Source organism: Comamonas sp. 23 (genome assembly GCF_049601575.1).
GTDB classification, from domain to species: Bacteria; Pseudomonadota; Gammaproteobacteria; order Burkholderiales; family Burkholderiaceae_C; genus Comamonas; species Comamonas squillarum.
The window spans coordinates 799,122-812,964 of the sequence record NZ_CP187127.1 but is presented as its reverse complement, the minus strand read 5'-3'; the positions used below and the strand labels follow the sequence as shown (position 1 = coordinate 812,964).

Below are 13,843 nucleotides of genomic sequence, written 5' to 3'. Positions count from 1 at the left end.
GTTCGCAAAATCACATGCGCTCTGGTGCGCTCACACCCAGCACGGCCAGGCCATTGCGCAGCACCTGCGCGACCGCTGCCACGAGTGCCAGACGGGCCAGTTTGGTGGCTTCGTCATCCACCAAGATACGCTCTGCATCATAGTAGCTGTGGTAGGCCGAGGCCAGGTCACGCAGATAGAACGTAACATCGTGCGGCGCATTGCCAGCCGCGGCGTTGCTCAGCATCTCGGGATACTGGGCCAGCATCTGCATCAGCGCCTGGGCCTGCGGCCCTTGCAGCGCGCCCAGGTCAATGCCGCTCAGCGCAGGCAGACCAGCGCCGCCTTGCTCCTGCCAGCCGCGCAGCACCGAGCAGATGCGCGCATGGGCGTACTGCACGTAGAACACCGGGTTGTCATTGTTCTGGGCCACGGCCAGGTCGACATCAAAGGTGTACTCGGTATCGGGCTTGCGCGAGAGCAGGAAAAAGCGCACCGCATCCTTGCTGGTCCACTCGATCAGGTCGCGCAAGGTGACATAGCTGCCGGCGCGCTTGCTGATCTTGACCTCTTCACCACCGCGCACCACGCGCACCATGGTGTGCAGCACATAGTCGGGGTAGCCCTGGGGAATGCCGACATTGACCGCCTGCAGACCGGCGCGCACGCGGGCGATGGTGCCGTGGTGGTCCGTGCCCTGGATGTTGACGGCCTTGCCGTAGCCGCGCAGGAACTTTTGCGTGTGGTAGGCCACATCGGGCAGGAAGTAGGTGTAGGTGCCGTCGGACTTGCGCATCACGCGGTCCTTGTCGTCACCGAAGTCGGTGGTGCGCAGCCACAGCGCGCCATCTTGCTCATAGGTGTGGCCGCTGGCGATCAGGCGCTGGACGGTCTCGTCCACATGGCCGTTCTGGTACAGGCTCGATTCGAGGTAGTACTCGTCAAACTTGAGGTTGAAGGCCTGCAGGTCCTTGTCCTGCTCGTTGCGCAGGTAGGCCACCGCAAAGTTGCGGATGTTGTCGTAATCCTCGACATCTCCATTGGCGGTGAACGCGCGGTCATCGGCCTCGATGGTCTGCTTGGCCAGGAACGCCTGGGCAATATCGCCGATGTAGTCGCCGTTGTAGAAGTTCTTGGCCAGCGGGTTGTCGCTGTCGGTGGGCCAGCAGTCGTCACCGGGCTTGAAGCCCTTGGCACGCAGCTGGGTGCTCTTGGTCAAGGTGTCGATCTGCACGCCCGCGTCGTTGTAGTAGAACTCGCGGTGCACGCTCCAGCCCTGGCTGCCGTAGAGGTTGCAGATCGCATCGCCCAGCGCGGCCTGGCGGCCATGGCCCACGTGCAGCGGACCGGTGGGGTTGGCCGAGACAAACTCGACGATGATCTTTTCATCGCGCGGCGGCTGCATGCCAAAGCGCTCGCCCTGGGCCAGCACTTCCTGCACCACCTGCTGCTTGGCAGCGGGCTTGAGGCGCAGGTTCAAAAAGCCTGGACCGGCGATCTCGACCGCATCCACCCATTGCGCAAAGGCGGGCGCGGCCTCCAGCGCCGCCTTGAGCTGCTCGCCCAGCGCGCGGGGATTGGCCTTGAGCGGCTTGGCCAGCTGCATCGCGGCGGTCACGGCATAGTCACCGTGGGCGGCCACCTTGGGCGTTTCAAAGGCCGCACGGCTACCTGCGCCAGGCGACAATTTCTCGAGCTCGGCAGCAAGCACTGCGAGCAAATCTTTTTTGACTTGCAACATATTTGAAACTTAGACGAAGCGGTTACCAGCGCCAGGCCGGTTTACCAGCCCCGGGCATAAAACACGGCGACGGCGGCGATCACGGGAATCAGATGGGCTTGCCACATGACCCATTTACGCGTGGCGCGCACCTCGGCGTCCCCGGGCAAAGCGCCATTGTCGCGCAATTGCCGTAACCAGCGGCGGAACACGGCTGTCGGCTTGAAGGACAGCACCACGCCGACGACGACCAAGGTCATCTTCAGGTGAAAAAGCGGCTGGCTGACATACCAGGTCACGCCCTTGGCGCCCAGAAACAGGCGCAGCAAGCCGGTGGCCAGCACCGCCAGCGCGGCAAAGGCGTAGATCAGATCGAGGCGCGCTAAGCGCTGCACCACGGCCCCATTCATCCACTCGGCGCGGCACAACGCCGCCTCGCTGGAGAGAAAAACCACCATGGTCAACAAGGCCAGCAGGTGCAGGCAGGCCAGAACAGCTTCCAAAGTCATCGTGTTACTCCATCTTTTTCCAGAAATCGGCACGTTCGTAGTGCTGCTTGACGAAATCGATCCACAAGCGCACCCGCAGCGGCAGGTGCTTGCGCTGCTGGAACATCACATAGATGCCGTTGGGCGGCGCAGCAAAGTCCTCCAGCACCTCGACCAGGCGGCCGGCGGCAATCTCGGACTCGACCTCCCAGGTGCTGCGCCAGGCAATGCCCCAGCCTTGCTGGCACCAGTCGTGCAGCACCTGGCCGTCCGAGCAATCGAGCGGGCCGCCAGGCTTGAGGTAGACCACCTCGCTGGCGCCAGTGGCCGCCGGCATGCGAAACGCCCAGCCCCGCGTTTGCGAGGCCTCGCTCGACAAGGTCAGGCAGTCATGCTGGCTCAGCTCGCTGGGGTGGCGGGGAATGCCGCGGCGGCGCAGGTACTCGGGCGTGGCCACGCACAGGCGCCGGTTGTCGGCCACGCGCACGCTGACCAGTGAGGAGTCGGGCAGGTCGCCCACGCGGATCGCGCAGTCATAGCCCTCGCCGGCCAGGTCGACCAGGCGGTCGCTCAGGTTCAGCGAGATCGTCACGTCGGGGTGGCGCGCATGGTAGAGCGGCAGCAGCGGCGCCACATGGCGGCGCCCAAAGCCGGCCGGTGCGGTCACGCGCAGATGCCCAGTGGCCTTGATGCCCCCGGCGCTGACGCTGGCCTCGACACTGGCTAGCTCGGCCAGCAGGCGCTGGCAGTCTTCCAAAAAGGCCGCGCCCTCGTACGTCAGGGTGAGCTTGCGCGTGGTGCGCACCAGCAGCTTGACGCCCAGGCGCTCCTCCAGCGCATCGAGCCGGCGGCCCATGATGGCCGGGGCCACGCCTTCGGCCTTGGCAGCGGCCGTGAGGCTGCCGCGCGAGGCGATGGCGACAAATGATTCGAGCTGCTTGAGGCGATCCATACCAGACAGAACACAGAAAATACGCAAAGCCCGCTGGCCGCCGCTTGTGCGGCGCGCTGGCTGGGCCACAGCCTATTATCATCGGGGCTCCGGCCTGGCGGGCGCATGAAAGCGCACATCCCGCTGCGACACTCATTGACAGCCGCTCTTTTCCCGCGCCCCCGCTCCTATGCCGTCAGCTTCAACGCCGCCCAGCAGCACTCCCTCCAGCGCCGACGCGCTCTGGTACGCCCCCGCGCAACTGCTGCGCTTGTTTGGCAGCAGCCCCGTTGCCATGGCCTACTGGGGCCGTGACCAGCGCCTGCGCCTGGCCACGCCGCAGTGGTGCGAATGGTTTGGTGTGCCCACCACCGGCATCGTCGGTCAGCAGCTCGATGAAGCGCTGCCCCCCGACTTTGCCCAGCAGCACCACGCGGCGCTGCAGGCCGCCACCCAGGGCCTGCGCCAGCAGTTCGACACGTGCAAGACCGATGCCCATGGCCAGGTCGCCTGGCGCCGCATCAGCCTCTCGCCCCACCTCTGGCCCGGGCCGGCAGGCAGCAAAACCGCCCAGGGCGTGCTGATGCTCATGCAGGACTGCAGCGCCGAATACGCCAATGCGGCGCAAGCGGATGACCTGCGCGCGCAACTGGCCGCGCTGTCGTCCACCGACCTGGAGCGCACCGAGGAGAAAAGCGAGCTGCTCAAGCTGCGCACCTTGCTGGACTGGCGCACCGCCATGCTCACCGAGCACAGCGAAATGCTGCAGCTGCTCTCGCATGAGATCCGCCAGCCGCTCAACAACGCCTCGGCCGCGATGCAGGCCACCATGTCGGCCATTGCCGAGCTGCAGCTGAGCCAGACCACGCCGGCCACCAAGGCCTTGCTGCGCGCCGAGCATGTGCTCCAGCAGGTCATCGGCACCCTGGACAACACCCTGGCCGCCGGCACTATTCTTGCCGTGGGCGGGCGCGCTGGCGCCTCGTCCGATACCGATCTGCCCACCCTGGTCAACCTGGTGCTGCACGACATCGCTGCCGATGCCCGCCCGCGCATCCAGGTGGTCTGGGATGCCGAGGCGCGCACGGTGCAGCTGCACCCGGCGCTGATGCGGCTGACCATCCGCAACCTGCTCAACAACGCGCTCAACTACGCGCCGGTCGACAGCCCCGTGCTGCTGCGCCTGGCCGATTCGGACGACCCGCTGGCGCTGATCATCGAGGTGATCGACGAAGGCCCGGGCATCCCCGACAGCCTGCGCCCGCGCCTGTTCGAGAAAGGCACGCGCGGCACCGAGCACCGCCACCGGGCGGGTGCCGGCCTGGGTCTGTTCATCGTGCGCTCGGTGGTGCAGTTGCACCAGGGCACCGTGCAGGCCTTGCCGCGCCAGCCAAACGGCACCATCATGCGTATCGAGTTGCCCCAAGGGCTGGATGATTAGCCAGCCACGCGATGGCCACCGGCCGCTTGCCCCTGCAGAAGCTGGCACCGCGCTTCTCAGGACTTTTCACCGACTGCACCATTTCACGGAACCACCATGCTCCCCGCCACGCTCGCCCTGGTCGACGACGACCCCGAATACAGCGAATTTCTGGCCCAACACTTGCGCAACCAGGGCGTGCAGGTACAGGTTTACAACGACAGCAGCGACCTGCTAGCCGATATCGAGCCCTACCGTTTTGACTTCTATGTGCTGGACCTGATGCTGCCCGGCGTCAACGGCACCGATCTTCTGCGCATTCTGCGCAAGCGCAACCAGGCGGGCGTGCTGATCGTCTCGGGACGGCTGGGCCCCGAGGTGTTTGCCGAGGTCATCCATGCCGGCGCCGACATGTACCTGACCAAGCCGGTGACCTTCGAGCAGGTGGAGCTGGCCGTGCGCGCCGTGCACCGCCGCATCATGACCACCGCCCAGGTCGCCACGGCCTGGAAGCTCGACAGCCACCGCAGCCTGCTGCTGACGCCCGATGGCCAGAGCGTGGAACTGAGCCCCACCGACCTGATGCTGATGCAGTGTTTTCTAAAAGCCCAGGGCGCCGTCGTGGGCCGCGACCAGATCCGTGAACTGCTGGGCTACCCGACCGCCAGCGACTCCGACAACAGCCTGCACGCCACCATCTACCGCCTGCGCCGCCGCATCGAGAAGGCCACGCCGCTGGCGGTGCCGCTGCAATCGCAGCAAAAAGTGGGCTACCAGTTCCGCGCGCCGCTGGTCTCGGCCTAACCTGCGCAGCACGGGCGCTGCAAAAGCAAACGGGCCCATCGGGCCCGTTGTGCTGTGGCGACCAACGTCGTTTACATGGTCATGTTCGATTCGACATCGGCCACCTTGCGGCGGGCCAGCGCCAGGTTGGAGCGGGCCTTGTCCAGCACGTAGTAGACGAAGATGCCGGCCAGCTTCTGCGATGGGCGGATAAGGTGGTACTGCTTGCCCAAGGTGATGAGGATGTCGTCGATGTTGTCGTTCAGGCCCAGGGCCTTCATCGTCTTCATCTTGGCGCGCACCACTTCGGTGTTGCCAGCTGCTGCCAGCTCCATGTCCACACCGCTGCCGATGCTGCCCAGCATCATGCCGCTGCTGTAATCCACCACGGCAGCGCACAGCGCGCCGTCCATCGTCATCAAGTCGCTCAAGCTGTCGTTCAGATTTGCCATGTCGATCTCCAATCCATGTGATCTATATCAAGCACTACCACCTTATGAAGGTATAGATGATTCTAATAAGTCACTTCTGATCGGAGCAATCATTCTCTGCATGCGGCTGTTACCCAGGCAGGTGCATTCGGCGCAGATATTCGACATTTGGATAGCAGCCGCGCATGGTCTGGCTTGTTGCCGCCTGCAAAAACAGCGTGCAGCAGCGCGGCCCGCAACTCGTAACAAAGCGTATGTTATTTGCGACGCGGCGGTGCCACGGCGGCACGCCAGGTAACAACCATGGCCGCTCAGCATCGCTGTGGCGGCGCGGCCTTACATGGTCATCGCGCTTTCGACGTCGGTCACCTTGCGGCGTGCCAGTGCCAGGTTGGCGCGCTTGTTGTCGAGCACGTAGTACACAAAGATGCCGGCCAGACGCGAGCAAGGACGGATGATGTGGTACTGCTTGCCCAGCGTGATGAGGATATCGTCGATGTTCTCGTTCAGACCCAGGGCCTTGATGGTCTTCATCTTGGCGCGCACCACTTCGGTGTTACCGGCAGCTGCCAGTTCCATGTCCACGCCAGTGCCGGCGCTGGCCAGCATCATGCCGCTGTTGTAGTCGACAACGGCTGCGCACAAAGCGCCGTCCAGAGACATCAGATCACTCAAGCTGTCGGTCAAATTCGCCATGGAAACACTCCTGAGAAGCGAAGGCGCGTGGAAAATTACCGCCTCCTGATGAAAATGATTGTATCTGATCATTTCTGATTTCCATCAAGCTTTGCGCGCTTTTTCTGACGGCTTGCTACTTTTGGGCAACAGCTGTGGTAGGGGCGCTGCAGCAAGCCAGCGCCTACGCCGACAGCATCCTGACAAAGGCTTGATATATAAATATGTCGGATCAGATCATTCAAACCATCACATCCACACCCCCCCTAACGAGGCGCTGACAGTCGTTGATTACATCCATAAAAGTCATATATCAAAGTGTTTTTAATGGATTGATTGCCATGGCGGGTATGGAATAAAGTGTGCTGATGGGTGCTCCCGCGCACCTGCAGTTGTTAAGTATTGAAAGGTAGACACCATGACTGAACGCACCACCGTCCACGGCCTGCAAGTGGCCCAGGTTCTGTATGACTTTGTGAACACCCAGGTGCTGCCAGGCACCGGCGTGGAGCCCGCTGCGTTCTGGCAAGGTTTTGATGCCATCGTCTCTGACCTGGCGCCCAAGAACGCGGCCCTGCTGGCCGAGCGCGACCGCCTGCAAGCCGAGCTGGACAGCTGGCACAAGGCCCATCCCGGCCCGATCACCGACATGCCGGCCTACCGCCAGTTCCTGACCCAGATCGGCTACCTGGTCGAGCAGCCGCAAGACGTGAAGGCCAGCACCGAGAACGTGGACTCCGAGCTGGCCGTGCAAGCCGGCCCGCAGCTGGTGGTGCCCATTCTCAATGCGCGCTATGCGCTCAACGCGGCCAACGCCCGCTGGGGCTCGCTGTATGACGCGCTCTACGGCACCGATGTCATTGGCGAAGACGGCGGCGCAGAAAAGGGCAAGGGCTACAACCCGGTGCGCGGCGCCAAGGTCGTCGCCTATGTCCGCCAGTTCCTGGACCAGGCCGCGCCGCTGGCAAAAGGCTCGCACGCCGATGCCAGCGGCTACGCCGTCGAAGGCGGCCAACTGGCCGTCACGCTCAAGGACGGCAGCAAGACCGGCCTGCACGAAGCTGCCAAGTTCGTCGGCTTCCAAGGCGATGCCGCCGCACCCCAATCGGTGCTGCTGAAGAACCATGGCATCCATATCGACATCATCATCAACAAGGCCACCCCCATTGGCAGCAGCGATGCCGCCGGCGTCTCCGACGTGGTGGTGGAAGCGGCGCTGTCGACGATTCTCGATCTGGAAGACTCGGTGGCGGCGGTGGACGCTGAAGACAAGGTCAACGGCTACGCCAACTGGCTGGGCATTCTCAAGGGCACCTTGACCGAGTCCTTCGACAAGGGCGGCAAGACGGTGACCCGGGGCCTGAACGCCGACCGCGAGTACACGGGCGCCAATGGCGACAGCCTCAAGCTCCATGGCCGCTCGCTGATGTTCCTGCGCAATGTCGGCCACCTGATGACCAACCCGGCCATCCTCTGGGGTGCCGACCAGAAAGAGATCCCCGAAGGCATCATGGATGCGGTGGTGACCACGGCGATTGCCATGCACGACCTGCAGGGCAAGGGCGCCCAGGGCATCCGCAACAGCCGCACCGGCAGTGTCTACATCGTCAAGCCCAAGATGCATGGCCCGGCCGAAGCGGCCTTTGCCAACGAGCTGTTTGGCCGCGTCGAGCAGATGCTGGGGCTGCCTGCCAACACCGTCAAGCTCGGCATCATGGACGAAGAGCGCCGCACCACGGTGAACCTGAAAGCCGCGATTGCCGCAGCGCCTGCACGCGTGGCCTTCATCAACACCGGCTTCCTGGACCGCACCGGCGACGAAATGCACACCGCCATGTACGCCGGCCCCATGGTGCGCAAGGCGGACATGAAGACCTGCGCCTGGCTGCCCGCTTATGAAAAGAGCAATGTGCTGGTGGGCCTGACCATGGGCCTGCGCGGCCGCGCCCAGATCGGCAAGGGCATGTGGGCCATGCCCGACCTGATGAAGGCCATGCTGGAGCAAAAGATTGCCCAGCCCAAGGCCGGCGCCAACACCGCTTGGGTGCCCTCGCCCACCGGCGCCACCCTGCATGCGCTGCACTACCACCAGGTCAATGTGGCCGAGGTGCAAAAGGAGCTGGAAAAGACCAGCGCCGATGCCGAGCGCGACAACCTGCTCAATGCCATCCTGCAAGTACCCGTGGCCGCCAACCCGAACTGGAGCGATGCCGACAAGCAGCAGGAAGTGGACAACAATGTGCAGGGCATCCTGGGCTATGTGGTGCGCTGGATCGACCAGGGCGTGGGCTGCTCCAAGGTGCCCGACATCCACAACGTGGGCCTGATGGAAGACCGCGCCACCCTGCGCATCTCCAGCCAGCACATCGCCAACTGGCTGCAGCACGGCATCGTGACCGAAGCGATGGTGCGCGACAGCTTCGCCCGCATGGCCAAGGTGGTCGATGGCCAGAACGCAGGCGACGCGGCTTACAAGAGCCTAGTGGCCAACCCGCAGGGTGCCGCCTTCCAGGCCGCACTGGACCTGGTGTTCAAGGGCAAGGAGCAGCCCTCGGGTTACACCGAGCCATTGCTGCACGCCTGGCGCCTGAAGGTCAAGGCCGGCGCATGAACGCAGGCCTCCGCCTTGCGCGGCACAGCGCATGGTTTGCCCTAGGGTAAACACCAGGAGCAGCCCAATGGGCTGCTTTTTTTATAGCACCCCCGCTAATCCGGTTCAAAGCCTGCCCCATTTGGGCAGGCTTTTTTACTTATTCGTAAAAACAAAGCTCAAAAGTAAAGCGCCTTACCAATTTGCAGATCTTTGTAAAGAAATTGCTTACGCATCTATTCGGTTTATAGGCTCATATGTAATTCACTTGTTACTCGCATATTTATTTTCTATAGGCACTTTCAAAAAATCAAAGTCAATTGCTACCAGATATTTCTTATGTCATGAAATATTCATGAATCACCCGGTTTCAACTCGTCATTTCGCGGCACCGGTCTGCAGTTAAAAACACGCCTTAGCAAGTTTTCGTCTATCGGCAAGGAGCTATTGACCATGGGCCATCAATCCATTACATGCGCCAAGCATGCATGCATCCAGGTACTGGCACAACAGCGGCATCTGCTGCTGTGGGCAGGCCTGGGGCTGAGCGCCTCGGTATTCGCCCAAAACAACCAGCAGGTGGTGGTCAATGGCGGCATCGTCAATATCTCCGGCCCGGCGGCCCAGGCGGTGATGAATATCTCATCGAACAAGAACATCCGCCAGATTCGCGGCAACAACCAGGTGACCTCGGTCAATGGCGTGGTCGCGAACATGGCCAGTTTCGGTGCCTATAGCGAATTGAATATTGCGTCGCGCAATGGCGGAGTCGGCAGCGGCAGCCAGGTGGTGTCCGTAGGCGGACCGGTGGTCAACCAGGCCACCGGCACCGGCATGCGCAGCGTAGTGAACATTGGTGGACGGTAGCAGGGCGCTCTGCGGCCGCACGCCAATGAACGGTTCGGTTTCTCCGACATGGGGAGCTGACTGCAGAGGTGCATACACAGGAAGTGCACCATATTCTTTCAGTAACGAGGAGATTTTTATGAAGAAGTTTTTCGCAATTCTGGTGTCGGTTTCGGCTATCGCCATGTCTGCCCAGGCAGAAGTGAAAATCAAGGGCAACAACGACCAGAAGGTCACTGTAAAGAACGGCGCTGTCGCCAATATGGCCATCGGCGCAGGTGCTACCGCTACGCAAAACCTGGCCTCCAACAAGGGCAACGTCAATATTGGCGGCAATAACAAGCAGGAAGTCTCGGTCACCAATGGTGCCGTGGCCAATATGGCGATCGGCGCGATGACCAAGGCCGAGCAAAACCTCGCCTCCAACGACGGCAAGTAATCCCCATCCCTTCATCCCGCTGGCCGCCGAATGCGTCTGGAGACCATTTGCTGGCCGGCCCCTATAAAAAAGATCTTCTGCAGAGCATTCGTCAGCGCCAAGGGATGCGGCCGCATCCCTTCGCCTGCGATCGTTGTGCAGAGGGTCCCTCAAGGAGACTGCGCATGAAAGCCAGCTATGCCGGGGTATGGGTTCTCGCCCTGTTGTGCGCCGCCGCACAGGCCCAGCAAAAGCCACCCGCAGGCCGCACCGGGCTCGATCCAGCCTCACGCAACAAGGTGAGCAATGCCATGGCCCGCAACTACCTGACGGAGCAGGACTCCAGATCCGCCATCGAGCGTGAAATGGTCACCGGCCCCTCGGGCAAGAACTGCAATACCAATGTGGGTGCCGCCCCCCAGATCAACGAAGGCACGGCCGGTATCGGTAACCGCTATGGGGCAGGCAATGCCGACCAGGTCACCGTGGTACGTGGCTCAGTCATCAATATCTGCAAATAAACACGATGGCTTCTGCGCCAGAGCCAGAAAACTCTGTGCAGCCACCCCGGGACGAGGGAGCCCGGCAGCACGCTGAGCCCAGCGGCAGCCCCACCATCGCCATAACGAATAACCACCATGCATCTTTCATCGATTCGCCGCCTGGCGCTTGCGCCCTGCGTGCTGGCCTTGTCTGCCTGCAGCATCCAGCCCACCTTGTCCGACCGCAAGGACATCATTGAAAAGGGCATCACCGAGCAGTCACCGCTGGTCACGCCCACCAAATCCGCATCGGCGATGCGCGAAGGCCTGGCCTGCATGGACCGCATGCTGGCGGCCGAGCAGGTGCCCTCGACGCTGGTCGCGGTCAAGAGCATCCCCGATCCCTCGGGGCTGTTTTCCACCGGCACCAAGGAGATGGTAATCACGGCGCTCTCGCGCATGTCACGCACCAGCCAGGCCTTCCGCGTGGTCGACTATGAAGTCGATGCGCTCAAGCAGGACACCGTGCAGACGATGACCAGCCTGCTGCTCAACAACGGCCAGATCGAGCTGCGCAAGCCACAGATCTATGTCTCGGGCGCCATCAGCTTTGGCGACAAGACGGTGGTCTCCAAGCGCAGCAGCCTGGGCGTCTCCACCGCCAATACCGACACCGGCTACAGCTGGGACTTGCTGGGTACGGTGGTGGGGCTCGATCTGCATCTGGGCGACATGAACTCCCGCACGCTCTACCCCGGCCTGGATTCAGCCAACGAGCTGGTCGTCGCCACCGGCGGCCGCTCGGTCGAGATCGGCGGGCGCGCCACCGGCCTGCCCAAGCACATCTACCGCCTGGGCGTGCAGTACGAAGTGGCTGCCGACGTGAACCAGGGCGCGGGCGCGGCCGTGCGCCTGCTGGTCGACCTGGCCACCATCGAGCTGGTGGGCAAATGGGCCAAGGTGCCGTACTGGGAATGCATCGACTACGAGCAAAACCACCCCGAATTCAAACGCCAGATGCGCACCTGGTTTGACGAGCAAGGCGCGGCCGACCGCATCACCTTGGCCCAGCGCGTGCTGCAGGCCCAAGGCGCCTGGAGCGGCCCCATCGATGGGAACGACTCCACCGCGCTGCGCAATGCGCTGGCGCTCTACCAGGCATCGCTGGACCTGACCCCGGTTGGCGTCGTCAACTTTGAGACCTATATGGGGCTGCTGCGCCTGTATGCCGGCATGTCGGCCGATGACAAGATCGCCTCCAGCTACTCGCCGCAAAGCAACGAACTGAAGCCGCGCCCGCACGGCCTGCCGGACAACGAGCCGACCACCGACGCGTTGGCGCTGTCCCTGCTCGGCCACAAGGAGCCGGCCTCGCAGCTGCCCATCGGCACCTCGGTGGTGCTGCGTGTGGCGCCGGCCCACACCGGCTTTCTCTACTGCTACTACCAGGATGCCGCCCAGGTGGTCACCCAGGTCTATCCCAACCCGCAGCAGCAGGCGGTGGTGGCCCAGGGTCGCATCGGCCTGATGGTGCCCGATGTGTCGCAAGCCAATTCCTTCCTGATCGAGACCGCCCGCCCTGGCGTGGAGCAGGTGTACTGCGCCCAGACCACCAAGCCGCTGACCGGCCGCGTGCCGGTGGCCCTCACCCAGGCCCAGCTGGCACCGATTGAGGGCCTGACCAGCATCGAGGCCGTGCAGCAGCAGATTGCCGCGCAGACCGGCGTCATCGCCCAGTCGCAGCTGCGCTGGGAAGTGGAGGGCCCTGTGGCCACCCCCCCTGCCCAGCCTGCCCCTGCCGCCGCCCCCGCACGCCGCGGCAAAACGCGATGAGGCGCCTCGCACCTACCCGCCGCCGGGCGGGCCTTTTGGCGCTGACCGGCGGGCTGCTGCTGCAAGCCTGCGCCAGCTGGGCCGCCATCGTGCTGCCATCGGCAGGCGGCGGCGATGCCGGCGCGGCCGCCAGCAGCCCGGCCCCTGCAGCGCCCGCCGCGCCGGGCTCATCGATCCGCATGCCAGCCCAGCGCAGCGATGCCAGCCTGCAGGCGCTGCGCCGACAGGCACAGGAAGGCGAAGTCAGCGCCCAGTTCGAGCTGGGCATGTACTACTACCAGAACGCCGGCCTGCCGCAAGCGGGCGCCCAGGCCCGCCAGTGGCTGGGCCAGGCCGCCGCACAAGGCGATGCCCGGGCCATGGCGGCGCTGGGCTACATGCTGGGCACGGGCACCGGCGGTGTGCGGGATGTGCCCACCGGCCGCCAGTGGTTGCAGCGCGCAGCCGATGCGCGCCTGGCCAAGGCCACCTACCTGCTGTCCCTGGTCGAGCGCAAAGTGACTGGCCCCAAGGCCATGCAGCAGTCGCGCTTGCTGCTGGAGCAGGCCGCGCGCGATGGCGATGCGATGGCGCTCAATGACCTGGCCGTCGAGCGCGAGCTCGAAGGACGCATGAACGAGGCCAAGGAGCTGTACGCCCAGGCCCAGGCCGGCGGCAGCCAGACGGCGGCCCAAAACCTCGGCCGCATCGCCAGCTACCAGCGCGCCAGCACCGCCGAGCAGCTGGGCCGCCTGCGCGCGCGTGCCGACGAGGGCAATGCCAATGCGCTGCTGGAGCTGGCCTACCGCTACCATCTGGGGCGCGGCGTGCAGCGCAATTTCGCCACCGCCATCCAGTACTACCGGCGCGCCGCCGATGCCGGCTCGCCCAAGGCGCGCGAGTTTCTGGCGCTGATCTTCAGCCGCAGCAACGACAAGCAACCGGTCATTGACGAAGCCTGGATGCAGGAGCTGGCCGCGCGCATCAATGCCGTGGCCTTGCAGGTCGAAGAAAAACACCCCAGCGCGCCGCCCGATCGCCCCCAACGCGTGGCCGACCCGCTCTCGCAGCTGAGCCAGCAGCCCTTTGCCTGGCCAGAGCCGCCCGCCGCCGATGGCGATGCGGCGGCAGATACCAACACCCCACCGCTCTCGCAGGAGCAGGTGGTGCCGACCGAGGGGCTCCCCTCTGCCGCGCATGCCCCAGGCATGCAGCCCTCCAACCTGAGTCACAACGCGCCGCTCACCGAGTAGCGCAAGAAAGGACAA

Annotated in this window: 13 protein-coding genes; 8 read left to right on the top strand and 5 right to left on the bottom strand. The window is 63.9% G+C overall.

Annotation, left to right across the window (positions count from 1 at the left end):
* Positions 1–10: 10 nt before the first annotated feature.
* Genes argS through ACPEE1_RS03585 form a run of 3 tightly spaced genes read right to left on the bottom strand, consistent with a single transcriptional unit; the run spans position 11 to position 3,139 of the window.
* Complete coding sequence (argS, locus tag ACPEE1_RS03595) at positions 11–1,720, bottom strand: arginine--tRNA ligase (protein WP_116926250.1); 1,710 nt, start codon at positions 1,718–1,720, stop codon at positions 11–13.
* A gap of 41 nt (positions 1,721–1,761) precedes the next feature.
* Entirely contained in the window at positions 1,762–2,208 is a 447-nt protein-coding gene (locus tag ACPEE1_RS03590; RefSeq protein WP_021025056.1) for a DUF2214 family protein, read from the bottom strand.
* 4 nt (positions 2,209–2,212) lie between these two features.
* Positions 2,213–3,139 carry a LysR family transcriptional regulator gene (locus ACPEE1_RS03585; RefSeq protein ID WP_021025057.1) on the bottom strand — a complete coding sequence of 309 codons (927 nt, stop codon included), beginning with the start codon at positions 3,137–3,139 and terminating at the stop codon, positions 2,213–2,215.
* A 169-nt stretch (positions 3,140–3,308) separates the two neighbouring features.
* On the opposite strand from ACPEE1_RS03585, the gene ACPEE1_RS03580 reads away from it, so the two are divergent.
* Together ACPEE1_RS03580 and ACPEE1_RS03575 are read left to right on the top strand one after the other, a co-directional pair.
* Positions 3,309–4,559, top strand: coding sequence for an ATP-binding protein (locus ACPEE1_RS03580; protein WP_423935214.1), 1,251 nt, complete (start codon positions 3,309–3,311; stop codon positions 4,557–4,559).
* 96 nt (positions 4,560–4,655) lie between these two features.
* The gene (locus ACPEE1_RS03575) at positions 4,656–5,342 is read left to right on the top strand and encodes a response regulator transcription factor (protein ID WP_116926247.1); all 687 of its coding nucleotides are present in this window, start codon (positions 4,656–4,658) and stop codon (positions 5,340–5,342) included.
* A gap of 71 nt (positions 5,343–5,413) precedes the next feature.
* Here ACPEE1_RS03575 and ACPEE1_RS03570 read toward each other — a convergent pair whose 3' ends face one another.
* Together ACPEE1_RS03570 and ACPEE1_RS03565 are read right to left on the bottom strand one after the other, a co-directional pair.
* Entirely contained in the window at positions 5,414–5,773 is a 360-nt protein-coding gene (locus ACPEE1_RS03570; protein ID WP_116926388.1) for a hypothetical protein, read from the bottom strand.
* A 315-nt stretch (positions 5,774–6,088) separates the two neighbouring features.
* Positions 6,089–6,448, bottom strand: a complete 360-nt coding sequence (locus tag ACPEE1_RS03565) for a hypothetical protein (RefSeq protein ID WP_423935212.1) — start codon at positions 6,446–6,448, stop codon at positions 6,089–6,091.
* A 397-nt stretch (positions 6,449–6,845) separates the two neighbouring features.
* Between ACPEE1_RS03565 and ACPEE1_RS03560 the strand changes: the two genes are divergently transcribed.
* The 6 genes from ACPEE1_RS03560 (at position 6,846) to ACPEE1_RS03535 (ending at position 13,828) form a co-directional block, all read left to right on the top strand.
* Positions 6,846–9,038, top strand: a complete 2,193-nt coding sequence (locus ACPEE1_RS03560; protein ID WP_423935210.1) for a malate synthase G — start codon at positions 6,846–6,848, stop codon at positions 9,036–9,038.
* Positions 9,039–9,470: 432 nt separating this feature from the next.
* A complete protein-coding gene (locus ACPEE1_RS03555) occupies positions 9,471–9,884 on the top strand; it encodes a hypothetical protein (protein ID WP_423935208.1) in 414 nt (137 codons plus the stop codon).
* A 118-nt stretch (positions 9,885–10,002) separates the two neighbouring features.
* Positions 10,003–10,302, top strand: a complete 300-nt coding sequence (locus ACPEE1_RS03550) for a hypothetical protein (protein ID WP_021025064.1) — start codon at positions 10,003–10,005, stop codon at positions 10,300–10,302.
* 164 nt (positions 10,303–10,466) lie between these two features.
* Positions 10,467–10,802 carry a hypothetical protein gene (locus tag ACPEE1_RS03545; protein ID WP_021025065.1) on the top strand — a complete coding sequence of 112 codons (336 nt, stop codon included), beginning with the start codon at positions 10,467–10,469 and terminating at the stop codon, positions 10,800–10,802.
* A gap of 117 nt (positions 10,803–10,919) precedes the next feature.
* The gene (locus tag ACPEE1_RS03540; protein WP_423935206.1) at positions 10,920–12,596 is read left to right on the top strand and encodes a DUF4384 domain-containing protein; all 1,677 of its coding nucleotides are present in this window, start codon (positions 10,920–10,922) and stop codon (positions 12,594–12,596) included.
* Positions 12,593–13,828: a tetratricopeptide repeat protein gene (locus tag ACPEE1_RS03535; protein WP_182343825.1), complete on the top strand. Its 1,236-nt coding sequence runs from the start codon at positions 12,593–12,595 to the stop codon at positions 13,826–13,828. Before ACPEE1_RS03540 ends, ACPEE1_RS03535 begins: the two co-directional genes overlap by 4 nt.
* Positions 13,829–13,843 lie beyond the last annotated feature (15 nt).

Coding starts and splice junctions, on each gene's coding strand:
- argS (WP_116926250.1), bottom strand. CDS start 1,720: ATGTTGCAAGTCAAAAAAGATTTGCTCGCAGTGCTTGCTGCCGAGCTC.
- ACPEE1_RS03560 (WP_423935210.1), top strand. CDS start 6,846: ATGACTGAACGCACCACCGTCCACGGCCTGCAAGTGGCCCAGGTTCTG.
- ACPEE1_RS03565 (WP_423935212.1), bottom strand. CDS start 6,448: ATGGCGAATTTGACCGACAGCTTGAGTGATCTGATGTCTCTGGACGGC.
- ACPEE1_RS03575 (WP_116926247.1), top strand. CDS start 4,656: ATGCTCCCCGCCACGCTCGCCCTGGTCGACGACGACCCCGAATACAGC.
- ACPEE1_RS03545 (WP_021025065.1), top strand. CDS start 10,467: ATGAAAGCCAGCTATGCCGGGGTATGGGTTCTCGCCCTGTTGTGCGCC.
- ACPEE1_RS03580 (WP_423935214.1), top strand. CDS start 3,309: ATGCCGTCAGCTTCAACGCCGCCCAGCAGCACTCCCTCCAGCGCCGAC.
- ACPEE1_RS03535 (WP_182343825.1), top strand. CDS start 12,593: ATGAGGCGCCTCGCACCTACCCGCCGCCGGGCGGGCCTTTTGGCGCTG.
- ACPEE1_RS03570 (WP_116926388.1), bottom strand. CDS start 5,773: ATGGCAAATCTGAACGACAGCTTGAGCGACTTGATGACGATGGACGGC.
- ACPEE1_RS03590 (WP_021025056.1), bottom strand. CDS start 2,208: ATGACTTTGGAAGCTGTTCTGGCCTGCCTGCACCTGCTGGCCTTGTTG.
- ACPEE1_RS03540 (WP_423935206.1), top strand. CDS start 10,920: ATGCATCTTTCATCGATTCGCCGCCTGGCGCTTGCGCCCTGCGTGCTG.
- ACPEE1_RS03585 (WP_021025057.1), bottom strand. CDS start 3,139: ATGGATCGCCTCAAGCAGCTCGAATCATTTGTCGCCATCGCCTCGCGC.
- ACPEE1_RS03555 (WP_423935208.1), top strand. CDS start 9,471: ATGGGCCATCAATCCATTACATGCGCCAAGCATGCATGCATCCAGGTA.
- ACPEE1_RS03550 (WP_021025064.1), top strand. CDS start 10,003: ATGAAGAAGTTTTTCGCAATTCTGGTGTCGGTTTCGGCTATCGCCATG.